General features: G+C 62.7%; 30 protein-coding genes. 11 read left to right on the plus strand and 19 right to left on the minus strand.

Going from position 1 to position 22,023, the window contains the following annotated elements:
* Positions 1-1,053 precede the first annotated feature (1,053 nt).
* Entirely contained in the window at positions 1,054-1,254 is a 201-nt protein-coding gene (locus tag E5P2_RS30410; RefSeq protein ID WP_162570922.1) for a hypothetical protein, read from the minus strand.
* Positions 1,255-1,455: 201 nt separating this feature from the next.
* Here E5P2_RS30410 and E5P2_RS30415 point away from each other — a divergent pair, with 201 nt between their 5' ends.
* Positions 1,456-1,845, plus strand: a complete 390-nt coding sequence (locus E5P2_RS30415) for a hypothetical protein (RefSeq protein ID WP_197893622.1) — start codon at positions 1,456-1,458, stop codon at positions 1,843-1,845.
* Positions 1,846-2,020: 175 nt separating this feature from the next.
* Positions 2,021-2,515: a hypothetical protein gene (locus E5P2_RS30420; RefSeq protein WP_162570923.1), complete on the plus strand. Its 495-nt coding sequence runs from the start codon at positions 2,021-2,023 to the stop codon at positions 2,513-2,515.
* A gap of 110 nt (positions 2,516-2,625) precedes the next feature.
* Here the strand turns inward: E5P2_RS30420 and E5P2_RS30425 are convergent, their stop codons facing one another.
* The 4 genes from E5P2_RS30425 to E5P2_RS30440 form a co-directional block, all read right to left on the minus strand.
* Positions 2,626-3,300, minus strand: coding sequence for a hypothetical protein (locus E5P2_RS30425; protein ID WP_162570924.1), 675 nt, complete (start codon positions 3,298-3,300; stop codon positions 2,626-2,628).
* A gap of 99 nt (positions 3,301-3,399) precedes the next feature.
* The gene (locus E5P2_RS30430) at positions 3,400-3,708 is read right to left on the minus strand and encodes a hypothetical protein (RefSeq protein WP_068674014.1); all 309 of its coding nucleotides are present in this window, start codon (positions 3,706-3,708) and stop codon (positions 3,400-3,402) included.
* Positions 3,709-3,802: 94 nt separating this feature from the next.
* A complete protein-coding gene (locus E5P2_RS30435) occupies positions 3,803-4,234 on the minus strand; it encodes a hypothetical protein (RefSeq protein ID WP_068674012.1) in 432 nt (143 codons plus the stop codon).
* On the minus strand, positions 4,231-4,785 hold the full coding sequence (locus E5P2_RS30440) for a hypothetical protein (RefSeq protein ID WP_068674010.1): 555 nt from the start codon (positions 4,783-4,785) through the stop codon (positions 4,231-4,233). The genes E5P2_RS30435 and E5P2_RS30440 overlap by 4 nt, the downstream gene beginning before the upstream one ends.
* Positions 4,786-4,869: 84 nt before the next feature.
* Between E5P2_RS30440 and E5P2_RS30445 the strand changes: the two genes are divergently transcribed.
* From E5P2_RS30445 to E5P2_RS30455, 3 genes are all read left to right on the plus strand, one after another.
* Positions 4,870-5,379 carry a GIY-YIG nuclease family protein gene (locus E5P2_RS30445; RefSeq protein ID WP_068674008.1) on the plus strand — a complete coding sequence of 170 codons (510 nt, stop codon included), beginning with the start codon at positions 4,870-4,872 and terminating at the stop codon, positions 5,377-5,379.
* A gap of 268 nt (positions 5,380-5,647) precedes the next feature.
* Positions 5,648-6,001, plus strand: a complete 354-nt coding sequence (locus E5P2_RS30450; RefSeq protein ID WP_162570925.1) for a hypothetical protein — start codon at positions 5,648-5,650, stop codon at positions 5,999-6,001.
* Positions 6,002-6,014: 13 nt separating this feature from the next.
* Positions 6,015-6,374 carry a helix-turn-helix domain-containing protein gene (locus tag E5P2_RS30455; protein WP_162487218.1) on the plus strand — a complete coding sequence of 120 codons (360 nt, stop codon included), beginning with the start codon at positions 6,015-6,017 and terminating at the stop codon, positions 6,372-6,374.
* Between the two features lie 309 nt (positions 6,375-6,683).
* Here the strand turns inward: E5P2_RS30455 and E5P2_RS30460 are convergent, their stop codons facing one another.
* Genes E5P2_RS30460 through E5P2_RS30480 form a run of 5 tightly spaced genes read right to left on the minus strand, consistent with a single transcriptional unit; the run spans position 6,684 to position 9,455 of the window.
* Complete coding sequence (locus E5P2_RS30460) at positions 6,684-7,415, minus strand: hypothetical protein (protein WP_162570926.1); 732 nt, start codon at positions 7,413-7,415, stop codon at positions 6,684-6,686.
* Positions 7,412-7,816, minus strand: a complete 405-nt coding sequence (locus E5P2_RS30465; RefSeq protein WP_162570927.1) for a hypothetical protein — start codon at positions 7,814-7,816, stop codon at positions 7,412-7,414. Before E5P2_RS30465 ends, E5P2_RS30460 begins: the two co-directional genes overlap by 4 nt.
* 15 nt (positions 7,817-7,831) lie before the next feature.
* Positions 7,832-8,086, minus strand: coding sequence for a hypothetical protein (locus E5P2_RS30470; protein ID WP_162570928.1), 255 nt, complete (start codon positions 8,084-8,086; stop codon positions 7,832-7,834).
* Positions 8,087-8,144: 58 nt separating this feature from the next.
* Positions 8,145-8,645 (minus strand): hypothetical protein, encoded by a 501-nt coding sequence (locus E5P2_RS30475; protein WP_068673996.1) that lies wholly within the window; start codon positions 8,643-8,645, stop codon positions 8,145-8,147.
* A 3-nt stretch (positions 8,646-8,648) separates the two neighbouring features.
* Positions 8,649-9,455, minus strand: coding sequence for a hypothetical protein (locus E5P2_RS30480; protein WP_162570929.1), 807 nt, complete (start codon positions 9,453-9,455; stop codon positions 8,649-8,651).
* A 177-nt stretch (positions 9,456-9,632) separates the two neighbouring features.
* Here E5P2_RS30480 and E5P2_RS30485 point away from each other — a divergent pair, with 177 nt between their 5' ends.
* Both E5P2_RS30485 and E5P2_RS30490 read left to right on the plus strand, forming a co-directional pair.
* A complete protein-coding gene (locus E5P2_RS30485; RefSeq protein WP_068673992.1) occupies positions 9,633-9,899 on the plus strand; it encodes a hypothetical protein in 267 nt (88 codons plus the stop codon).
* An 85-nt stretch (positions 9,900-9,984) separates the two neighbouring features.
* Complete coding sequence (locus E5P2_RS30490) at positions 9,985-10,572, plus strand: hypothetical protein (RefSeq protein WP_162570930.1); 588 nt, start codon at positions 9,985-9,987, stop codon at positions 10,570-10,572.
* Between the two features lie 143 nt (positions 10,573-10,715).
* Here E5P2_RS30490 and E5P2_RS30495 read toward each other — a convergent pair whose 3' ends face one another.
* The 5 genes from E5P2_RS30495 to E5P2_RS30515 all read right to left on the minus strand — a co-directional run bounded on the left by E5P2_RS30495 (position 10,716) and on the right by E5P2_RS30515 (position 14,512).
* Positions 10,716-11,306 (minus strand): hypothetical protein, encoded by a 591-nt coding sequence (locus E5P2_RS30495; RefSeq protein WP_162570931.1) that lies wholly within the window; start codon positions 11,304-11,306, stop codon positions 10,716-10,718.
* Positions 11,307-11,350: 44 nt separating this feature from the next.
* Positions 11,351-12,481, minus strand: a complete 1,131-nt coding sequence (locus E5P2_RS30500) for a hypothetical protein (RefSeq protein WP_162570932.1) — start codon at positions 12,479-12,481, stop codon at positions 11,351-11,353.
* Positions 12,482-12,615: 134 nt separating this feature from the next.
* Positions 12,616-12,960 (minus strand): hypothetical protein, encoded by a 345-nt coding sequence (locus E5P2_RS30505; RefSeq protein ID WP_068673983.1) that lies wholly within the window; start codon positions 12,958-12,960, stop codon positions 12,616-12,618.
* Positions 12,961-13,013: 53 nt separating this feature from the next.
* Positions 13,014-13,514: a hypothetical protein gene (locus E5P2_RS30510; protein ID WP_068673981.1), complete on the minus strand. Its 501-nt coding sequence runs from the start codon at positions 13,512-13,514 to the stop codon at positions 13,014-13,016.
* Positions 13,515-13,546: 32 nt separating this feature from the next.
* Positions 13,547-14,512: a hypothetical protein gene (locus E5P2_RS30515; RefSeq protein WP_162570933.1), complete on the minus strand. Its 966-nt coding sequence runs from the start codon at positions 14,510-14,512 to the stop codon at positions 13,547-13,549.
* Positions 14,513-14,719: 207 nt separating this feature from the next.
* Here E5P2_RS30515 and E5P2_RS30520 point away from each other — a divergent pair, with 207 nt between their 5' ends.
* Positions 14,720-15,004, plus strand: a complete 285-nt coding sequence (locus tag E5P2_RS30520; protein ID WP_068673977.1) for a DUF1653 domain-containing protein — start codon at positions 14,720-14,722, stop codon at positions 15,002-15,004.
* A gap of 144 nt (positions 15,005-15,148) precedes the next feature.
* On the opposite strand, the gene E5P2_RS30525 is transcribed toward E5P2_RS30520, so the two are convergent.
* Positions 15,149-16,078 carry a hypothetical protein gene (locus E5P2_RS30525; RefSeq protein WP_162570934.1) on the minus strand — a complete coding sequence of 310 codons (930 nt, stop codon included), beginning with the start codon at positions 16,076-16,078 and terminating at the stop codon, positions 15,149-15,151.
* Positions 16,079-16,216: 138 nt separating this feature from the next.
* Between E5P2_RS30525 and E5P2_RS30530 the strand changes: the two genes are divergently transcribed.
* From E5P2_RS30530 to E5P2_RS30545, 3 genes are all read left to right on the plus strand, one after another.
* Positions 16,217-16,651: a hypothetical protein gene (locus tag E5P2_RS30530; RefSeq protein WP_162570935.1), complete on the plus strand. Its 435-nt coding sequence runs from the start codon at positions 16,217-16,219 to the stop codon at positions 16,649-16,651.
* The gene (locus E5P2_RS30535) at positions 16,651-17,241 is read left to right on the plus strand and encodes a helix-turn-helix domain-containing protein (protein ID WP_102905960.1); all 591 of its coding nucleotides are present in this window, start codon (positions 16,651-16,653) and stop codon (positions 17,239-17,241) included. Before E5P2_RS30530 ends, E5P2_RS30535 begins: the two co-directional genes overlap by 1 nt.
* Before the next feature lie 1,085 nt (positions 17,242-18,326).
* Positions 18,327-19,172 (plus strand): AAA family ATPase, encoded by an 846-nt coding sequence (locus E5P2_RS30545; RefSeq protein ID WP_068673971.1) that lies wholly within the window; start codon positions 18,327-18,329, stop codon positions 19,170-19,172.
* A gap of 98 nt (positions 19,173-19,270) precedes the next feature.
* Here E5P2_RS30545 and E5P2_RS30550 read toward each other — a convergent pair whose 3' ends face one another.
* From E5P2_RS30550 to E5P2_RS30560, 3 genes are all read right to left on the minus strand, one after another.
* A complete protein-coding gene (locus E5P2_RS30550; RefSeq protein ID WP_083944139.1) occupies positions 19,271-19,909 on the minus strand; it encodes a DUF262 domain-containing protein in 639 nt (212 codons plus the stop codon).
* Between the two features lie 127 nt (positions 19,910-20,036).
* A complete protein-coding gene (locus E5P2_RS30555; protein ID WP_068673969.1) occupies positions 20,037-20,363 on the minus strand; it encodes a GNAT family N-acetyltransferase in 327 nt (108 codons plus the stop codon).
* A gap of 531 nt (positions 20,364-20,894) precedes the next feature.
* A complete protein-coding gene (locus E5P2_RS30560; RefSeq protein ID WP_232077600.1) occupies positions 20,895-22,016 on the minus strand; it encodes a Wadjet anti-phage system protein JetD domain-containing protein in 1,122 nt (373 codons plus the stop codon).
* Between the last annotated feature and the right edge of the window lie 7 nt (positions 22,017-22,023).

Consider the following 22,023-nt stretch of genomic DNA (forward strand, 5'->3'; position numbering starts at 1 on the left):
GCAGAAAGGAAAAGAGACCGCGCTGCGCCGACTATCGTGAGCCTTAAAAGGTCTCACGTCGCTGGTACAGGCGGTCGTCGGTTTTGCGCAAGGGTCATCGTCGTAAGCTAGACGGCCGCCCTAAGGCAACCGTCGCACTGCGTATAGGCACCCCGGAAAATGATGGGTTAACCCTTAGCATATAGAGGGGCACGTCCATACGCGCGCAGTTCCATTGCCGGGCGGCCGCCCGCCGGCCGCCGCGGAGAACACCAAACGAGAGCCGCCTGGTGCGCAGTGCCGTGACTTGAGTGCCGAGCGGTTCCCGCCCGCGTCCCGCCCTGTAAATGCCCCAGGCGAGAAAGACCGCCCCAAGTGGGCGGGTTCGCGGGCGGGCAAATTGCTTTCCAAAGGTCCGGGAGCTCTGCACGTTCGTACCCGTGCCACGCCCGCCCCAACGACCAGCTACTCGCCAAGGCCGGTGAGCCAACGAGTAATGGGAGCCGCTGGCGAAGCGCAGGGCGCACGCGCTTTCCCTGCCTTGCGCCATTGGCCTGAACGGGTGGGTCCTACATAATCGCCCGTACGCCTCAGCCAGGGGCAGGAGTGGCCCATGACCTCCATTTTCCCGACGGCTTCCGAGTCTAACGGCCACCTGCCGCCGCCATTGCTGCACATTGCCCAGCCCCGTCCAAGGTGCGCGGCGCGGATGCCATGACGACCCGTTTCCAGTCAACTCTCCTTTCCAATTGGGGAGCTCGCGCTTCGGCACTAAAGGTGGAGCACCGGTCTCTGGCCGAGACTCCAGCGACGACATATGTGGCTTGGCATCGTCGCGGTAGCTGCCGCCACCATTGCTGGCAGCTCATTGGTTGCTCAGGTCTCGAAGGACCCAATGGTCTTGCTCGGTCTAGGATGGCTCAGCCTCCTTGGAGCCTTGTGCACTGCCGTGAGCTCCTTCCTGAACTACGGCAAGACAGCTGAAGCGCACCGCTTGGCCGCGGACAGCTAAGAGAGCATCCGGCGCAGCGTCGAAGTTATCGCTGCGGGACCCAAAGTCCAAAAATCCGCGCTTCAGCAGGAGAGCTGATGGAACTGGAAAGGCGCTTCCAGGCTGCCGACAAAATTGCGCCACTCCGGGTTCGAGGGGTGGTCGGCGGCGGCGGGGATGACGACGACGATGACGACGATGACGACGGCGATGATGATGACGACATCGACGAGGTCGATGACAACGACTTCGAACGAGTTCTTGCACGCCGAAATCGTGGACAAAGGGAAGTACGCACGCCGCTACGCTAGCAGCGACCCCAATGCTAGGCAATGGTGGCGCCAGCGGCATTGCACGCCCCCGGTGGCTCACTGAATCTGGTCTTCCCGTTGTTCCCTCCGCGGGGCGGCAAGCAATGGTTTTCAAAGTAACCAAGCGCCTTTGGTCGTTCGCTACAGGTCACAGGAAACAACCTAGGACGACCTGTGCCTTTCGACAAAGAAACCTGCCCCTACTGCGCCGACCCTCACTGCGAAGCTGATTTCACAGACGTAGGGGTGGGATACGTTCAGACAGGTCCGTACCACTGCTACGCCTGCGGCGCAACTGAAGTTGGCGGCTTCGACACCTCGACACCGTCGGCCGACGAGCTGCGAATCGGCTGGTACGCGCCCAATAGCCCGAACCTGCCCGACACAATCTCCAGCCTGAACGGTCAGTTTGTAGACGCGGAGACAGCGCTGGCGATTTACCGCCGCGGCGTCGTGGACCGCGTTCCTTTCAAGCTCTCCGTCGAGCCTGCCGAGTTTGCGCGGCTGATGGGCTTCCGTATTCAGCATTCCCGCGGCCATCCATTACTAAACGACAGCCAGTGAACAACGCTTCGCGGGTCTCAGGCAAGCCATTGCTAACTGGTGGCAACGGGTCGCCTGCCCCTGCAGCAAAACCGTGCTGCTCCATGAAGATAACGCCTGCAGCATGCGCGAATGCACGGCTTGCGGTTCCATCCAGACCTACGGACGGCCGTGAGCCGTCCTCAAAAGGACATCCATGAAAATTGCAATTCCCCGCCTTTACGTAGGCTACGGACCGGTGGGCCACCCAAAGGCTCGAACCTTCGACTTCGGCTTCGACAAGGAAGACTTGGGAAGCGCGCTCTACCGCTACCTGACCCACAACGCCGGCCAAGGCCTCGTGCCTACCGTCTTCTTTGACGAGTGGCTGGGCCTGGAAAAGCAGGGCTACTACATTCTCGAGGTCGTGAACGGAGAAATTCCCGACGCTGTGCTCGAAGGCTTGGAAGCGCCTGCGTGGTTTGCCCCTCGTCCCTTGGGTGAGCCCGGGCGAAAGCTACGGGAGTTCGAAAAGCTGCTTCCAAGCTACGTCCGCCCTGCTGACGTAGAGACATGGGTCGAAGGCGACCCCGCTTGCGACCACGACTTCGGGCTGGAGAGCTACGAGACCGTGGAGCGAGGAGACCAGTTCTTTGACCGAATGAGCTGCACCCGCTGTGGCGCTGTCCACGCGATGCCCCAGGTCGACTGATTCACAACCGACCCGCCAGGTTCTCCTGCGCGGGTCGTTTTCTTGCGATTCTCGGGCCCTTGCAGGCCGGCAGCAGCGCGTCCGACGTTGCGCCGAGCGCCATTGGTGCACTACTGGTCTAGCTGGTACACCTGACTGCCGAGGTGGTACCGGATGGTCGTGTCGCACATGTTGGCCAGGCGGTGGGCCTCCTCTGGCACGTCCAGCTCGTCGTTGTGCCTGGTGTACTGCGCTCGAGCAACCTCCAGTGCCCGCTCCAGCTCTCGACGCAGCCAGGGTCGAAGTTGGCTTTCAGGGGGCAGCCCGTCGATGTACTCCGTCCCGAAAGCTGCAGGCGCTCGCTTGAGACTCGCGCGCAGGGCCAACGCCGCCTGGTCAAGGGCGCGCTGGCCAATCTGCACGTGGAGCAGTTCATGGTCATACACCGCGCGGAATCGGCATCCCTTCACGTCCAGCTCGCGCGCGATGTAGACCACCGCGGTATCAGCCACCAATCGGGCATTGATGTTTGTGGTCGGGCAGCCGTCGCGGTTAGGGCCAGCCTCAAACTTGACGCGGAATCCGAACTGGACATCTGTAAGGCCGTCGGCCGGGCCAGGGCGCTGAGCCTGCGCCACCCGGGTCAGCTCGTCGCGGGCGACCGTGTTGTTGAGCTCAGGCGCGACCTGGGCGGAGGTTACCTCATAGGTCCCGATAACTTCGGGGCAGGCGGCGAGAGCAGCAAGTGGGGAGAGCAGCGCCAGCGCGATAACGCACCGGCCCATGCGTAGTCGGAGAGAATTCACGGCAACGTGGCAGCAGTAGGTCTGCGCACGTGTAGGTCCGGCGTTTAGCCGGCGTCTAGCTGTGAAAGCGAAGAGGCCACCTTTAGGTGGCCTCGGAATTCATGCAGCGCAAAGGTTTACCTTGGGAAGCTCAGGAGCTTCTCCCGGACGGGTGGTCTCGAAGTAGGTGCCGCCCATCAAGCCGGCGATGTCGTCCGACAGGTCCGCGTATGCGGGCTCAATACAAACCAGCTCGAGCTTGGGGTTCAGGAGGCCAATTTCGCGCCAGAGGTCCTGGTACGGGGCAGCCAGGTCGCGCGGTGCCTGGTTGGGCCGCATGCCGTGGGGAATCGCATAGACGCGGCATTGAGCTCGGCCTGGTGCGACGTAGATGGTCTCGGTATGGGTTTGGGGGGAAGCGGTCGTCATTGCGAATCTCGGTGGTTGTCCTGGCTGGTGTAGCAAGCAGGAGTGGGGTATGCACCAAAGATAAAGCCGCTGACACAGGGTCAGCGGCTGGAAATCAGGTTGATGCCCCTGGCGGCTTCCAGGCGGCGACTTCCTTGGGGGCAAGGTTGGCTTGAATGGGAACGAACAGAACCTCGACTTGGTCCTTGCACTGCGCCTCGTACGCGACGCCTTGCACGAGCTCACCTTCGGCTTCACCTTCCGCAATCAGCACCACTTCGGCGCCAACCCGGTAGTCCCCCTCGTCATCGCGCAGGATGGCGGCAAGTTCGGCTCGGTCGTCCGTGAGAGGGTGTATCGCGACGACCCGATGCTTGGGCATCTGCGCGTCTTGCACAATCTGCGCATACAACGACCAGCCCCCCGACACCTGGTAAGGGGCGCCCCGGTCCTTCGTGTTGACCAACAGATGCAGGAAGCCCTGCGCCGTCAGTTCCACATAGACGCTCGACACGAGCGAAATGTCACCGAGAACTTGTACTTTCATGCGCCGAGCACCTCGGCCATCTTGTCAAAGAGGCTGGGGGACTCGACGTGCAGCTGAGTGCCACCGGCGATGTCGTATTCCCGAAGGTTTGCGACCAGGCCATCAATGGCGGCCTTGCGACCGCGCAGGCGTTCACCGTCGTAGGCCCTCAGGCAGCTGACGATTTCATCTTCCGTCGAACCGACCTCCACGAGGCGGTCCCTGACCTTTTCCTTCGTCAAGGACGCCATCTTGTATTCGCCGCAGTTGGTACTGCCGGCAACAAGCTTTTCGCGCATCTCTTCCGTCAGCGTGCAACCCGCGCCCATCAGCAAGACGCCGAGGACCTGGTAGCCGATGGAGCGGTTGTAGCGCTCGCGTTCTTCGTCCCGCTCGCCGAGGCGACCGTCCAGCTTTGCGAACAATTCCGGAATGGCTGCCTCGAGCCGGGCGCGCGTGAGCGGTGTGTTCGCTTCGTCGTTCTCCAGGTCAATCTTGGCGAGTTCCAAGAGGTCGCACTCCCAGTCGAGCGCGTCGTCCGAGCCGATGATGGCGTAGCTCCAGCATCCCATGTCTTTTCCTTTGTGTGATGAATAGGTCCTGAGACCTGTAGCGACCGAGCGGCGCCGCGGCTAAACGGACCGCCTACACGGGCGATGCCTCAGCTTCCTCACCTGGTCTCAATCGCCGCCCTCGAGCGCGCCTTCGACGCCAATGACGCGCCCCGTACCGCAGAACTCGTTCTTTCGGCCCTACGGCAGGGAAAGGGCGATGTGATGCGCTCGTTCACCGCGCACCCGTTCGAGGACGACTGGCGCGACTTCGCGACGAAAGCGGTGCGGGACTACCTCCAAGCGGCGCAAGGGCACGTCTACGTCGTCGGGAATCCCCTTCAGCGGGACTTCCTGAAGGTGGGGAAGACGGGGCGCACGCCCGAGAAGCGCCTGGCCGAACTGAACAACGAAGCCGTGGTCGGCGCATTCATGTTGGTTGCCAGCTGGGAGGTGCTCGACCGCCACTATGTCGAGAAGGCGGCTCACCGCGCCCTGTCCTGCTTCGCCCGGGTCAAAGAGTTCTTCCAGGGCCACTACGAGCCAGTTTGCGCTGCGGTAGCGAAGGCTGTAGAGGAAGACCGAGCCGTTTTGGCCCGGGCAGGCTTCCGCTAATACAGCTCGACCGTCTCGAGCGTGAAATCGCTCGGGTAGCGCTCCCCGAGGAACTGGAAGATGGATTCCGCCTTGGTGTTCGAATCCGGTCTGACCAGCGCAACTCGTCGGGATGCTCGTCCGGGGGCGTGAAACCGAGCCTTGTGAAGCAGCAGCCCTCCGGCGTCCGGGGGAGCGCGGCTAGGAGCGCAGCCGGCACAAAAAAGCAGGTCAGGATTGCTTTGGCGGGCAGACTTGCATTCCATGTGGAAAAGCCCATAATTTGAACGTGCTGCCCATCTACCACCCGGACGCCCGGCTCGAGTTGCTCGACGTCCTCAAGGCGCCCGGCCGGGCGGTGAAACAATGTACTGGGATGATGATTGCTCGCCACCATGCCATGGACCTCGGCCTCGAGCCCCTGGCCCCCAGCGAATACCTGACCTCCGGTGCCGGGGGCTACGCTACGCTGTACGGGGTGGAGTATTCATACAACCTGTTCGGCCGAGTCGAGTGCGTCTATCAGGTCGAGGCTGGCGTAGTGACCCTTCTTGCCATCGACGCCTGGCAGGCTACCGCACGAGTCGGTCTTCCAAAGTCCGCGCCGGATGCGCGTGCACGCGCGTGGGGGCGGTCAACCTGAAGGAGAGAAGACCATGGGACGAATGAACGTAAACGATGCCGCTGCCCAAGCGCGCGAGTCTGAGGAGTTTGAAGCAAGCCTGCTTCAAGACCCAGAAGTCCGGTTCGGGTTCGACAACTACGAAATGCTGAAGCAAATTGGGGCATTCCTCCGGGAGATGCGAAAGGAAGGTGCGCTGTCGCAGGAGGGGCTAGAGGCAGCCAGCGGGATTGGCCAGGCCGAAATCAGCCGCCTAGAGACAGGAGAGATGGAGCGCGGTCCTTCATTGCTGACGCTCGTCCGATTGGCACACGCAGCCGGAAAGCGATTGGTCCTTGGCCTGGAAGACCTGGAAGGCCAAACCAGCGAGCCGCGTCGGGTGATATCTCTTTGAGCGTGCCACGTGTCCCTAGAAACATGGTCTGACGTGTGCGGCCTCGTCAGCGGCATCCTGCTCGTGGTGACGGCTTGGCGCAACGACGGGCTCTATGGATTCGTCGACAACCTTCGAAAGGTTGTCTCAGACGCGAAGGCCAAGTCACGCCCCGAGGACCCGATGGCGCCCGTTGTAATAGCTGTACTCGAAGCCGAACTGTCACGATGGTCCTGGGTAGACCGCTGGAGCTTGCGCGGCGGGGCTGTCTTCCTGGTCGCCGCTTTCCTGTTGAAGCTCTTGGCGCCAGCGAAATAGCAGGTTGAGCTGCTAGCTCGCCACGAACTCGGCGACCGTTTCGAGAACGGCTTTCGCCTTACTGATGTCGAACTCGTTTTCCGTGCGCACACCGGACTCCATGTCCAGCCAGTAAGCTACGCTCAGTTCATCGACTGCTCGCGCCACGGTCGCGACGTTGCCTGGCGAAATGCCCCCCGCGAAACCGAGAAACGCGCTCCCAAGCCCCTTCGGAATGGTCCAGGCATCGGGCTTCACGCCACGGCCCTTTGACTCGTCGAGCAGCACGTGGACGCGCGACCGGTCATCGCCGGCGAGGTGACCGAGGAATAGCTCGATTGCCGCGGTAGTGCCGCCATGGCGCTGGAGGATGAGGTCAGGCCCGAGGTCCAGCGCGCGCCGGTAGAGGTCGAGCGTCTCGCTCACGCTGAATACCACCCCGCGCGCATTGATGTTCAATTGCAGCCGACCAGCCTGCAGGATGTCCGTTGGCAGGGCGCCGGCCTTCAGCTCCGCAAAAGCCTGAAGCCCGCACAGGTGAACGGCCGAACCGCCGGCGGCCCCCGCATCGAAAAAGCGCTCTCGCCAAGCCCTCGTCGGGTTGCGTGCCAGCCGCTCCTTCTCGGGTAGGTAAAGTAGCGCCCATTCGACAAACGGGTAGCGGCGTCCGAGCTCGGCCAACGCATCGACGGAGGTGTTGTCATCCGGGCCTGTCAGCGAGACTCTCTCGAGGCCGCCACGGACAGCCCTTGCGCCGGCGCTCATGCTGCACGCCCCATTTCGAGCCGACCCATGAGGAGAGCTAGCAACTCGTAATCGAAGTCGTGGAAGCTCGCCGAGACCCCCGTTGCCACCAAGATGTGCGTGAGGTAGGGGGCGTACAGGTCGACGTTGTCCGGGGTGATTCCGCTGGCGATAGCGAGCGGGGCCTCACCCAGCGCCGCGCGCATGAGCTTCAGCTTTTCGACGTCTGCCGCCTTGCCGGTCGCCTCCCCGCTCGTGGTTGGAATCATGCCGAACTCAACCGCGCGCTGCGCAGCCAGGCCCGGGTTGGGCTCCGCCGCCTGGTACTTGAACGCCACCCCTCCAAAAAACGCGTGCCCAGGATACTTGCGTAGCTCGGCGGCAATCGGAAGGCCCAGCGCGTCGTCCTCCGTCGTATTCACGCGCGCATTGTCAGCCTAGGTCATGTCCAGCCCGGCTGCGACATTGCGCCTAATGGCCTCTACGGCCGGCAGGGTCAGATAATTGATGCCGACCTGCTTGGTCGGCCAGGCAGCCTTGATTTCAAGCGCAGCGGGCTCGAGCAACGAATCTCGCCCGTCCATCGAGATGAGCCACACCCCGTCGCACCCGGCGTCAAAGGCAACCGCGGCGTTGTGGAAGGCACGGGCCTTTTCAGCAAAGTGGATGACTGGCAGGACAATTGGGCGCATGGTGCTCCTGGGGGCTATGACTCGGAAATCGAAGTTTGAAGGCGGGCTGGCCCGGGGCCTAGTCCTCGTTGGAGGCACGTAGGCGGTCGACGAAGCTCGGTTGCGTGTCCCGCGGCCGCAGCTGCTCATGGTCTTCGCAGTACCAATGGGAAACCTTGTTGGCATCGACGCCGTAGCTGTAATCAGTTGGCGTTGAGCATACGGTGCACGAGGTCGCCGGAAGGAACGCCTTGCCCTTGAACATCCCGCAGTGCTTGCAGAACCCTGCACCGTTCGTGTACCCCCGGCGCTCGAACTCGTGGCCCGGACAAGCTTGATAGCGCTCGAACTTGGCAAATGCGTTTCGCTCCGCGTCCTCTACGTTGGAGCCTTCTCCTCGGATGAACGTCTCGGGGAACGCTTCGAAGTAGGCTGTGATGTATGGCTCGCCGCCGTCTCGGCGCAAGACCAGTCCCTTTGTCCCCCATTGGACGTAGCAATCTGCGGGCCAGGCACAGACCGGCGTATGGCCCGCATGAGCGTGGTGGCCCGGGCGGCAGTGGGCCGCGACGTTGGCCATGGCTCACGCCTCCCACGGTGGCGGAAAGTCGCACAAGGTGCCGTCGACCTGCGTGTACGAGTAGGCCCAATGCCCGGCTCCAGACCGGTCGTCGAACTGATATTGGTAGACAAGGTGATGCTCCGGCGAGCCCACCCCTATGCGGATGCCCCGGTCGACACTGGGCCGCTCGGGCAATGCACCCTTGAAATCGGGCGTCCGCCCCGCAACCGAGCGGGGACGGATGACCTCGTAGCCCTGCCGGCCGGCCGCCGAGGACACGAACCACCGGCTGGCAAGCCGAGCTGCCATCAGCTGGCGCTCCGCCGCGAGTTGGAGGAGGATGGACTTGGCAACAGGGCGCTCGCTCTCGCCGAGGAGAGCGACCTTGCCGCCCCCTTCAGCGGCTACCGCGAAATCCTCAGCTGACTCTAGAAGGCTCTCGTAGGCGGCGCGGTCGAACTCGAACGACACTTCCCGCGGCTCCCCCTCGACGAAGCCCCTGCTGCGCAGGTAGTCGAAGTAAGCCTGCGAGAACGTCCAGGAGACCGCGCCCGTCCTTCTACGGACATGAACCGGCTCGAAGACGCCGGCGCACTCAGGCACACCGCACTCACAGTTCAGGAGGAAGAGTTGCGCCCCGCGCAGTCGACCTGCCAGTAGGATGTTTCCGTCAAGGCGGGGACCGTCGGTGGTCTCATCCTTCGTGGAGGCGAAGGGCTTGCCGTCGACGATGAGCGTGAGGTGCACCAGCTGGTTGGGTTGGACCGGCTCGCAGACGAAGGGGCGGCTCAGCTCGCCGAGTTCGCAATGGATTTCGAGGGTGTTCATAGTTTGAGGCCAACACGCTTCTCAGCGGAAGCTTTGTATATGGACTGCGCTTATCGCGGCGCCGGACTCGAAGCACGAAGCCGCCGCCTAAAGCGCATTGTCGTATGATACATTTTAGCATCTCAAAAGTGCGCCGATGCGTTTTAGTTTTAGCTGATTTGGCGAAAGGAGCGGGGGATGACTGGAGCGGTCAAGAAATACGAGTTCGCAGACCTTGCGGGGTGCGTCTTGCAGCGCGAAAGCCGAAAAACCGGACACCTTGTGGGTCTGTACTCCGCCGCCCAGGCCGACCTGGATGAAAGCGGAGGTCCCTGGGCAACGATTTGCGAAGCACATGGCCACGTCGTCAACCATCCGACACTCGCCCTGGCCAAGGCACATCTTGGCGACCCCACGGGCTGGTGCGAGACCTGCATGGAGGAAGAGGAGGCGCGCGGCAGGTAGGGGGCGCTCGCGGGCATTGCCCTCGTCGCTAGACGTCGTTAGGACCACTTGAGCACACGACATGGCAGACATTTTTGGACTGGGGATGAAGACCATCCCCCAATCGCGCATCCCGCGGCTGCGTCGCGTATTTGACGAGCGCCTCGCGCGCATTCCGCTGATGCGGCACCCAGGGTTTCACTTCGACCTAGAACAAGAGGGCTACAAGGAATACGTGTTTGGTGGGCGCTACGCCTACTCGTCAGAATTCGGAGCGATTTGCCACGACCTGGCCCACGCAGTCGAGTTCGGCCCGGACAGGTTCGATGAACGCTGCAACCCCTGGGGCGGCTTCACCTTCAACCTGGGCAAAATCGAAATTGCGGGACGCGAGTACGAACACCCTGTCACCGGCCAGGCTACGGAGCGCGAGTGCCGCACCTATGGCATCCAAGCGCGCCTAGCCGACGCCTTCGGCATGAAGCTCAACTTCGAGGCCCATGCAGCTTACTGCGCTCACCTCTGCCGGCATATGCCCGACTGGGTCGCGTACAGCGGCAAAGAGGCTCAGCTGTTGCAGCTCATTGGTGAAAGCCGCGACATGTTCTCCCAAGCTGAAATCTTTCAGCGCCTGGAGGGCTGGTTCGACCTCACAGAACGGCGCCTCAAAGCGGAGCATACCGAGGACCTCTAACGGCCACCTTAGCCTAAACAAACCATTCCGCCCCGACCGCCACAGCGCCGTCGGGGCGCCTTTTCTTGGCGGTGGACTGCCTCAGTCCGAGGAGCAAAGAAAAGCGGACCCAGAGAGGGTCCGCTCGAAATCAAGCCAGAGGCTTATTGCTGGGAAGCGCGCAGTCGAATCGGTGCCGATTCCTTGCCGCTCTTGAAGGTTGCTTCGACACCTTCGGTGATGACAACCTTGTAGTCGTCGAGGTTGATTTTCGGGTAGCCGGCAATGCGCATCCACATACCGCGCCAAAAGGAGCCGAGCTCCTGCTGGTAAACGCGCTTCTTGTCGATGAGCGTAGTCTGGTTGACCTTGAATTCGTCGCGACCGGACTCTACAATTTGCTGAAGCTTCAGGTAGAGCTTTTCCGACACTTGCGGGTTGGTTTCGGTTATTGCCTGGAACACCGCCTTGGAGCCATCAGCGCCATAGCGGCCCTCGATGGCTGCCTTCGTCACCCGCACCAGGTCGTCGCGCATCATGTCTGTGACCTGTGCGGCCTCCAGGACCTTCTGCGAGTACGTCGCCAGGATGTTTTGGTTGTTCTGGTGCGTGGCCTTGATGCCTTGCTCCATGGTGTTGCCGGCGTTGTAGGCCGAGATGTAGCTGACACCGAAGACCGCGCCAATCAGCACGAACAGGGCGACGATTGCGATGAGGATGCCGACAGCGGCCGAGCCGTGTTGATTTTTCTTCATGGGGTGATTTCCTTGGTGATTGATGAACTGGGAGGCAGGGGCGTTTAGCGCCGGCTTTTAGCGTTTCGTGCGAACCGGCGCGGCATGTAGCCGCCCGACGATTCGGAGTTGTTAGCAAGCTTGATTGACGTGACGACGCTGGCGACCAGCGAGAGCACGAACAGCAGGGCAAGCAGCCACGTAGGCGGGGCGATTTCCCATTTCAGGTACTCGAAGTCGGACATTTTCTTGCGCTCGAAGCCCTTCATCGTTTGCTCTGTGAGCAAGGCGATGACGGAATCGGGCGTCACGGTCTTCAGGTCCTGGATGGCATCCTGGAGCTGCACTTTGAAGAGCTGGCTGTCGGACCAGGTCACGACGCGGGCCCATTCGACCTCAGGGTAGCTGGGCGCGCCGATGACCACAATAATGTCGTTCTTCTTTCCGCCCAGCCATTTCTGGTGCAGGGCCTGCGCGTAGTTCGGGTCCGTGTCGGCGGTGAACACCAGGACGGCGTTCGCGTGCTTGGCCGGGCCGAGCTTCTTCAAGGCGCCTGCGAGCTTTGCATTCCATTCGGCTGCGTCCGGCACCTTTGCGCCGACGACCAGAACACGATTCGCGTAGTGGTAGTCATGGATTTCGTCCGGATAGGGAGGCAGGTGGCCGTCGAATTTCGCGTACGCGGCCTTCTCGGCGAGCGTGTTGAACAGCGACTCGGGCGCAGCCTTCACGTAGTTCACGAAGTTGTGGCTTTTCGCCACCGGGTCCCCAACGGCGGCCTTGGTGAAGCGCGGAGGGACTGTGAGCCCTTGACGGTCAACGCGGTCGATGTCGATGTCCCCCACGTTGGTGTACAGCGTGTGGTCGACGTCATGAGTGTGCTCGTAGCAAGTGGAGCAGCTCTTCGTTGTGGTGGTCCGGCCCTGGGAATCGGTGCTGGTTGAGGACGTGCAGTTGCACTCGTAACTGTGCTCGCAGGAGACACGATGGGACTCCTTGCGGAGCACTTCACCGTTGAGCAACTCGACATCGTGCGTCTGGGCATAGCGTCCGCCGGCCCATCCGAGGATGACGATGGCGGCGCCGACGGCCAGATTGATGGCAATTTCCCGCACGGTCAGCTCATGCTTCCAAATTGCCTTCGCGATGAAGGGCCAGAGGAGCGGCACGACCAGCAGGAGGGCTAGTGTTTCCAAAATTGGTTCCTTGTGAGTTGTCCTAGGCCGTATAGCGAGCAGGCCTCGGGTCATCTAGAGAGTCGGGCGCGCCACTGCGCAAGCGCCCATAAGGAAGCCCGCGGTGAGCGGGCTTCGAAGGGAATGAGGGGAGCTCAGTCGGCCTGCTGTTTGGCCGCGGCCTCGACAGCGGTCACGAGGGCCTTGGCGGCCGAGACGGAGTTGAGGTTGATGCCTTCACAGGCCAGCGCCAGGAGGAGGGCCTCCATGCCGGCGACGATGCCACTGGCCACCCGGTCTTCAGCATGCGCGGCGAAGGGGTGCTTCGCGCCCTGGCTCAACACCTTGTGTTGCTCCAGGGTGGAGAGCTTCACCCACGCTTCCACAGGCATTGCGCCGTGGTTGCCAACAAGCTCCTTGCTGAGGCCGGAGCGCACGATGCGGCCGGCGCCGTCGAGGGTAGTTTCGATTTCGATGTCGAAGGGGAGGGCGTATTTCATGATGTCCTAGGTGGTTTTGTCCTTCGTCTAGCAAACGCCGGGTGACGCAGGGTTTAGAACGAATGGCCGACGAAGTCGGCAACTTCGAGCAGGCAGCTTTGCTCCCAGTCGTCGAAAAGGCCGTCCAGTTCGAGGACGTCAAGGTCGGTGTTCAGGTGCCAAAGGTCGCCGAGCAGCACCTCGCGGGACCAAAATCGAGCTGGTGGCTGAGGGAAAGCGCCAGACCTGTCAGCTAGGCAGGCAGTCACCTCCCAGTCTGAGGCGAGTTGTGTCCGAAACCTCAGGTCAAGGCGAAACTCCGGGGCGGGAAGGGGAGCGGCCCTGTTGTACACGGGCTTCTTGCCGAGGAGGGCAATGGAGCAGCAGGCGTCACAGCCGTCGGCACGCTGAGCTACGGTATGGCCCGTCTCGAGCGCCTGCCAGCGCACGCCCGCGGCATCAAGGCTGTGGCACAGCAGGTTGCCAAGTCGCTCGAGCGTCTCGCGAACAGCCGCGGTTCGACATAGGCGCGCGAGCTCCTTCAGAGGGTCGAGGTCAGCAGGGGCCGTCGCCATCCCCAGGCGATTTTCGTTCCTTCCGCGCATCACTACTTGGTGAAACTCACCTCGATGTCCGCGTTGAGGCTGTAGTTGTTTGCAGCCGGGTCGGCGCCGCCAACACGTAGCGTCGAGCGGTAGGTTCCAGCCGGCTGCCACTGGCTCACCTCCACGGTGAAGGACAGTTCGCAGGTTTGGCCACCGGCAACGCCGATTTGGCAGGTCGAGCTGAGGTTTTTGATTTGCCCCTGTGAGCCGTCCTGGAAGAAGCCAACGCTGTAGACCTGGTAGTTGTTCGTACCGCTGTTGTGGAGCTTCACCTTCCTCGTTAGAACGGTTCCTGCGGGCAAGTAACCCAGGGCGCCACCTTGGTCGAAAGCCAACATGACCGGGCGCGCCGGCGCAGTCACCTGCCCGGTCAGCATCGCCAACGTCTTGTGGCCTGCTGCAGCGGGGTCACCGCAAGCTCCAGCCGCGCAGGCCTCGAACTGCCATTGAAAGAAGAAGCTTTCTGCGTCCTGGTAGGTCCCTGCCGCACCGGCTCCGGGCGCGAACTGGAGGAGCAGCTTGCAGGTGGCGCCGACGGCGAGCGTCCCGCCGACAGCGGGACACCCGGACTCGACCTGTGACGAGAAGGGATAGGCAAGCACGCCGACCGGCAGGTAATTCAGCTGTAGCGTCTTCCCGGTCGTGTTCTGGAACGTCGCGACCAGCGAATCCGTTCGATGAAGCTCGGCTTGTAGGGCACGCGCCACGGTCAGCGTCGGGGTGTCGCTCCAAGGACCCGCTGCGTCTGGCGCAGGGGCAGCTTCCGTCGGGCTGCCGGGAGCGGGGGAGGGATTGGACGTTTGGGGCTGCGCCGGTCGCGCGCCGGGCGGGAGCATTGAGCCAGGGAAGGCGGCGCTGCCGAGAACGGTCAGGTCCCTCATCGGCATGACACCGCCGGCGGCTGCGCTGTGGGTGGCCATCAACAGGCTGGCGGCGGTGGCCAGGGCCTGGGGGAGTCGTTTGAGCATATGGTTCTCTGGGTCGGCAAAGTCGTGGCTTCTGCCCTGAACGCCAGGTGCCTGCCAGCTCAACGGTGCTGGGCCACGTGACACATGTAGCCCCGTGTTTTGTATGCCGACCGGGCTAAGCCGCGCTTCGGATGGCGCCGCGGGGCGCGGGGCGGCCGCCGACCTGGTCGCTATATGGCACATTCGATATCTGCATGGAGCCCCTACGTGCTTACAGCCGTTCCCACCTACTTTCGCCATACCGATGGCGGCATCTACGCTCTCACGTGCTTCGGCAAGCACACCGAGGATGCAAGCAACGTCGTGGTCTACCGCCACGTCTGGCCTTTCGAGCCCGACACCTGGGTTCGTCCGGCGTCGGAATGGCTGTCGCGCTTCAAGCACATCCCGGAAGCCGAGGTCATCAAGGCGCTAAAAGGCGACCGCGAAGCTGCGCAGGCCGCCATCACCGCAGCCAAGGCCAAGCGCAGGGCCGCTGCCGCATCCCAATAGACAAGAGCCAGTGCGTCATTCACCCCCGCCTAGAGCGGGGGTTTTCGTTTCTCCGGCACCGCTCCGGGCTCGAGCACGGGAGCCAAAGAAAAGCACCCCGGCAAAGCAGGGTGCTAGAAGCAGCGAGCGTGCGCTCGTGAGGGCTTATTTCCGGTAAGCCCGCGACTGAGCCGGGCTCAGGACGTAGGCCTTTCGGTCGCCGAGGTCATCCATGTAGGCGCGGATGTAACGGTGGTTGCCGTCACACAGCAGGTAGTCGGCCGTGTCACCTTCGGTCTTGAGAACGCCTTTTCCTTTGCCGACATAGATGAGGATTGCCGGTTGGTCCAGCACCTCTTGTGGCAACTCAAGCGCGTGTTTCGAGCTCACCGCGATGAAGAGCGAACCAATCTGGTCGACATCGCGTTTGGCCTTGTCGATGCCCAGGAAAGTTCGGGCGTAGGTCGCCACGAACTCCGCATCCATGGTCACTTCCTTCGGGCGTAGCTTCTTGCTGGCAATGTCCGCAAGGATGGCGCTAACGTCGATGCGCTTGTTCATCCACACAAAAACCTCTTTCGGTGGTGCCTTGCCCTCCAGCTCCATCTGGGGGAGCCCGTCGGCAGTGAACGTCGAAAAGGCGCCGCCCGCCTGCTTGTGCGAGCGCAGGGCAGAAGCCCATGCCTTGCCTTTCTTGGACAGGTGCAGCACCTCTCCAGGCTCGATGTCCTGCTCGTTGCTCGTGAACAGGCCTTCGGCCGCCAGGTCCTGCAGGCAGGCCCAGTCGTCGTGGCCGTCGACTTCAGAGCCGTCGCGAAGGCGCGTTCCGTGGTGGGAATCGACTGCGTGCGGCCAGGAGCGAGCGCCAGCACGCTTCGGCCGGGGGCATTCGCTCTGCATCACCCGGAGGTTGCGCCGCGTGCTGCGCATGCGCGCGTCCGCGCCAACCTGAAAGCCGGCACAGTCCGTCGCAACTGCTTCCACGTAGGAGAGGGTGGACCAGTGGTCTTTGCCCCAGGCGGACGAAGGGATGATGTCGTCCTTGCTGTAGGTCTTGTCTGCAGTGGGTCGTTCGAGGAGAGCAGCTTCACTCATGTTCATATCCTTGGTAGTAGTTGGCCTTCACGGTGTAGCAACCGCGATGCGCTTTAGGCCACTGCACACAACCGTATCCCTTGACCTACCTGGCTACATCGGTGTAGCATGAGACTGCACGCTTATAACGGATAACACATGGCCACCAAATACCTGCAGCAGCAATTCCTCAACTTCTGGTTTGTTCTGAACGAGTTGCCCGCGTCAGAGGACAGCGAGGGAGGCAGTACCATCTTCGGTACGGCCTACAAGACCGTCGAGACTGGAATCGGCAAGCTGCCGGTTGCCATCCAGGCCGTCAACGACGGCGGCATCCAGTACGAGGTTCCCGCGTACGACCTGTGCGCCGCTGAGGGCGCTGAGGAGCTTGAGGGAAAGCTCGCGTGGGTCGTTTCACTTCATTCGGAAAACTGTTTCGAAACTCCCACGGCCGCTGCCGTGAAGGCGTTTTTGGTTTGCTGCTTCGCGGAAGCCGCCCGGATGCATGGAGGAACGGCACGGCTCGCTAAGGTCACGTTGCAATCGCACACCATGGTCGTCGAGGAAGAGACTTTGCCGATGGAGGCTCTCTGATGGCAACGAAGGAAGACCTGACCCACGTGGCGCCGCTCGTCAAGAACACGCTCCTGTCACAGCTGGCTAATGCACGTACCGCCATGGGCCTCACCCAGGCCGAACTGGCCAGTCGCGCCGGCGTGAGCCGCATGACCATCCAACGAACTGAGGCGGAGGACGCCGACACCAGCCTGAGCACCTTCGTTCTGCTCGCACTCGCCCTGAATCACACTCCGCGCCTGGTGGCAAAGAGCGACGACGACGATAAAGACCAGTACACGCCCCTGCCGGCCGGCATCGTGCACCGCGGCTACGCATTCAACCGGACGAAGAGCGACCTCGAGTACCGTGACCGCCAGCGCGAGGCGGCGCTTGCCCAGGAATGGGAGGCCGCGAACCAGGACCGGCTCGGGCTGCCCCCTCTCATGCAGACCCTAGTCCCGAACCACACCCAGGAGCAGGCCTCGGCGGCGGCGACGGCCATCCAGTGGCTGGGCTCCGAGCAGGGCTTCGAGTTCTTGGTGAGGGTACTGGGCCGTGCCGGCTACGACGTCCTCGTGTCCAGGAAACAGCCGCCCAAGAGCGCCTTCAAAGCTCGAGGCCGCTAAGGGATAGCTGGCGACTATTCTTGCAGCGAGCTGAAAGGCATGGGCGAGGGTGCACGTCATGAACGTGCAGCGGTGGTTGGACAGGTTGGGCAGCCGGACCTCATCCAGGCATCTTCAGCGCGTAATTCACCAGGCCGCCAGCGTTGCTGACGGTCTTTGTCATCCCATCAAGGCTCGTGGGTGCGGAGGAGGGTCTCCCCGGGCACCGCATGCTCCTGCAATCGCAAGTTGCTCGCCTGACTCACAGCCCGGCAGGCCCCCTCGAAGGAGAACGCAGTGCACCCGTGGATAGCTCTTGCCACGGCATCCATTTGAGGGGTTCGCGGGCGCAAATGCGGCGCCGAGCTACGAGGGCGCGGGGGGCTGAGGCGCGAACGGCCGGGCAGGGAGTTTTGGGTCAAGGTGCACCGTATAGCCGTCAGCCCGAAAACCGAAGCCCAGCCAGGAGCCCTCTGCGTTGCAAGCAACGACGTGCCTATCCTAGGCATGAGCTCCTGCGATACCCCTGCCCACACCGGCTTGACGCCGGCCAATTTCGGCCTCTTCGGCACGTGCGGCCCCAGCAGTTGGAGGCGGGCCTTCCGCACTGCGCTCGAGGCTCGAGGAGTCACCTATTTCGACCCGCAAGTGGAGAGCTGGACGCCCGAGCTCGCGCCCTTGGAAGCATTGCACCTTGCGAACGACCAGTTGGTGGTGTTCGCGGTGACCGAGGAGACGTTTGGGTTCGGCTCCCTGGCAGAAACTGGTTTTCCACTTCACGCGGTGCGCGCGACCAGCGCGCAGCACTTCGTACTTCTGTATATCGCGGAGGACGTCAGCGAGGAGCTGTGGCAGGCATCCCGGCCCAGGCCGAAGCTTCGCGCAGGGCGCGAATACTTGCTCGTGCGCACCTGGACAGGGTCAGCAAGCCGAACGTATTCGTTGCGAAGTCGCTCGAGGACCTTCTGCGCAAGGCCTTGATGCTGGTGGACGCGTTGGAAATCCTAGAGCGGGTGCGCGACTGAAGCGCGGACCCCCGTTTTCCGCCGCCGGAACGTCCCTATACCGAGGCAGGACACCCATCGCTTCGGAAAAGGAATACTCTCTTGATAACCCAACTCACAGCCAGCGGCTTCACCGCTGTCCCGTACTTTGAGACTTCGCTCCTCATGCAGGAGCATCCCAAGGGAATCACGTTTTCGACCAAACGGCCTAATGTCATCGTTGGTCCGAACGGCGCCGGAAAGTCCGCGCTGCTCAAGACTCTGGCGCTCCAGACGCTCTCGTACCAAACAGGTGAGAGCGCTTTCGACGACAACTACACCAGGGGCCTCGACTCGGACGACTACTGGCACCAGGCAGGCTACCGGTGGTCGAGAGACTTCCGTTACCTGAACGGGCTCGAGGTCGCAACCGACGGAGCGCCAGCGCTGTACTACCAGCCAGGCCACATCCCGGGCCACGACAACAGCATCGCCGCATCAATGATGTGCGGGTACTTCGACGAAGCTCGAGCCTACGGCACGCTCATCAAGGACAAATCGTCCGGGCAGCGAAGCCAAGCGTTGCTGGAAAAGCTCAAGGCACTGCTCTCCGGAGACAAACCAACCCTGAGCTACCAGTACGTGAACTGGCATGGCGGCACGCAGCCCCTCGCTGTAGACCGACTCCGCGACGCGTCCGACTGCACGCTCAGAGCCGAGGTGCTCAAGAAGCGATACGGCAACGTCGCCGCCGGCGCGGTGCCCGTCGTCCTGATGGACGAACCGGAGCAGTCGCTCGACGCGAAGGCGGAAGCGCTGCTTTGGCGGCAAATAGCAGATGCCGACATGTCGCGGCTGCAGGTCATCGTTGCGACCCACAGCCTTTACCCAATGATGCACCCAGAGCACTTCCATCTCATCGAGGCGGTGCCTGGCTATGTCGCAGAGGTGCAAAGCCTCCTCTCCTGATTGCAGGCGCCCTGGTCTCATGACCAGGGCGCTTCTCCTTGCAGGTGCTGAGCCAAGAGAAACGCCGAGCACAAGGCCCGGCGTCGAAGAAGGTGTTTTCAGACCTCGTGTTCAGGCGAAGCCGAGGCACGCTCGCTCTCGAGGTGCGGCGTTCCACCGAACGAGCGCAGGTCGTAGATTTGGCGCAGCGTTGCTTCATCCCATGAACGCACGAAGGAGCAGCCAAAGGTCTTGTTGCAGAAAAGCCGGCGCTCGACCTTGCCCAGCTCCTCCCACCGGCAGGGCTGGCCGTTGACGTCAGGGACCGCCAGCTTGTTCAGCAGGTAGTCCTCCAGAGCCGACAGGCGTTGCTGGCCGTCCAGCAGGACATCCGTGAACTTCCTGGCAAACAAAGGCTTCCCGGGTTCCTCGATATAGTCGGCCATGTCGTTGACCAGGTAGGTGCCAACGTCGATGTCCAGCCACAGCGAGGTGATGAACCTGGCCTTCTGCTCCCCGCTCCAGACGAGAGCCCTTTGCCAGTCGGGCAGAGGGTAGCCAAGCACGAACCGGCTGGCCCAGGGGTACAGCTGGCGTTGCTCAGCCTCCTTTGAAGTGAACAGTTCTAGTCGGCCCACGAGCTCGCCGATGGAGCGCGGTGACGTGGATGCGTTGATGGTCGCCCGCGGCATCTTCCGTGCGGGGTCGACGCCTGGCAGGTCGTGTCCGTCGTAGCGATGGAATGGCTTGGCGCTCATGCGGAGGCCCCATTCAAAAGTAGTTTCGTCATGTTTTTCCCTGAGGGCAGTGCCCAGTGGTCCTGCTCCGTGTAGCCAGGTCCAGCGTAGCGCTCAGTGGGCCCGGTGCGGCGCCAGAGCAAACCGCTTAGTTAAAGGCGTACTCGAGCCGGCCAGGTCGATAGCGGCCATTTTCGACGGCGCTGAGGGCGAAGCCGTAGCGGTTCACGAATGCGCGGCTATAGATGTGCAGCATTTCTTCCGCCACAGTGCAATGCGGCCTTTCACATTCGAGCTCGTGAAGCATTCGGTCGATGAGCCTGATACCAACCCCAGACTGGTGGTAGGCGGGCAGCACCCGAACACACCGAAGCTTGGTCTCCTCCTCGCCACGCTTTCCCAATGCCACGCCGACGACGTGGTCCGCTTCCTTTGCGAGCAGGAGGATGTCACTGCCGGCGGCCAGGCCGGGCACGACCTTACCGGCGTACCACCGCTCGAACCCGGGTACAGGGCATCGAGGTCTTTAAGGAAGGGCAGCGCCGCGGCTGCAACGCAGAGGGACTTGGAGCGCTCGAAACGCATGGGCAGGGAGCACGGACAGGTGGACGATGGCCGCTTACGTACGATGCGGCATGTCCCTATCGAAGACATCGTTCGAGGCGTTCGCCTCCGTTCTTTCTCGCCCGGACCGTGTACCGGGTACGCGAGCGCGCGAACGCTCTTGGACTGCTCGAAGCCCACGGGTGGCAATGGCCGCCCTGGGAAAGAGCACCCGCCGCAACCTAAGCTCCGTGCGAAGCCGTGTAGGAAGGCGGCTTAAACGCTCACGGCGCGCGCCACTTTTCCTACCAACCGGCCAGATTGCGATGTGCCGAGGCCGAATTGCCTAGGAAATTGCCGAGCTGTTGAAAGCTCGCTAGGCTGGGCGCAGGGGTACCGCATGTCGGCTACGGCCTGCCCAATTTGGGCATGACCGTGCCCAGTCTGGGCACGGAGGCACTCCCTACGGCCGGAAAGCTTCCTGGTCGACGAACTGGCCCGTGCGGGACATGGCGGGGATGAGTTCGGCGTCTGCGAACAGGCAACCGGTTCGCTGCAGCTCACGCTGGCCCTGCTTGTCGGCAGCCTCCGGGGCGTGGCCGCCCCCTGACTTCAGCGCCTGAAGCATTTGCAGGTAGCCTGGCCGCCACGCCTCAGTCTCTGGAAAGGAGGCACGAAGAGCTGCAAGAATCCGCATCCCCGCAAAATCCAGGTCGCCCCAGAAGTAGCTTGGCAATCTCAAGGTCGAACCCGCCGTCTGGTACAGCCAACCCTCGAACCGCGCACGGCCCTCGGCGGATGCGTCACCTTTGGCCGAGTAGTAGAGGGAGCTGCCCGCGGCGGTCCTCAAGCGCTGTGCGCTGCCCCGGAAGCCTGAGGCGAATGCCAGGATGAGTCCCTCAAGCATTGCCGTGGGCGCGCCGACAGCCTGCTCGAACGTCATTGCGTTCTCGATGAACAGCACCCCGCTGGGCGGACTTGGCGGCAGGAACACCTGAAGCTGCACAGGCGATTCGGGGAAGGGGCATTCCTGGACGCCGAGGACCGCACAAACCAGCGCTTGCCGCTTGTCCAGCACCTTGGACATGCCCCAGAACAGCCGGCTCGAGGCCTCTCGAAGGAGTACGGACTCTGGCACCAGGTTGGGCAGGGCGTTGAGGCGCTTCACTACCTCTGCCATGTCGCGATTCGGGATATCGATGCAGAAGTCGGCCACCGCGGCTTTTTGCTCGGGTGTCCCGATGAGGTGCTCGTTGACCGCTGCACGCCAGCGCTCCAGGCTGGAGCGGGGCCGCTCTAGCCGGCTGACTGCACGTCGCACGTCAGCTTCCGCCTGTACCGTCAGCCGGGGCGCCATCGCATAGCCCGAGCGAGAACGCAGCGCGGCCTCAGGTTTGACAGCGACCCATCCCCAGCGCGCCATGTCGCAGAGGTGGGCCCAGAGCTCTTCCTTGTCCGACTCCCGTCCGGCGCCGTAAAGCGCAGGCCAGGTGCGCTCGCTGAGCGCAAGTGAGGCCGTGCGAGCACTGCCCCGTACCTGCGAAGCGTCCAGCCTGTCCACCAGCAGGTTGAGCAGGGAGGCCACGCCCGGC

It is taken from the genome of Variovorax sp. SRS16 (assembly GCF_901827165.1).
In the GTDB taxonomy this organism is placed as follows: Bacteria; Pseudomonadota; Gammaproteobacteria; order Burkholderiales; family Burkholderiaceae_C; genus Variovorax.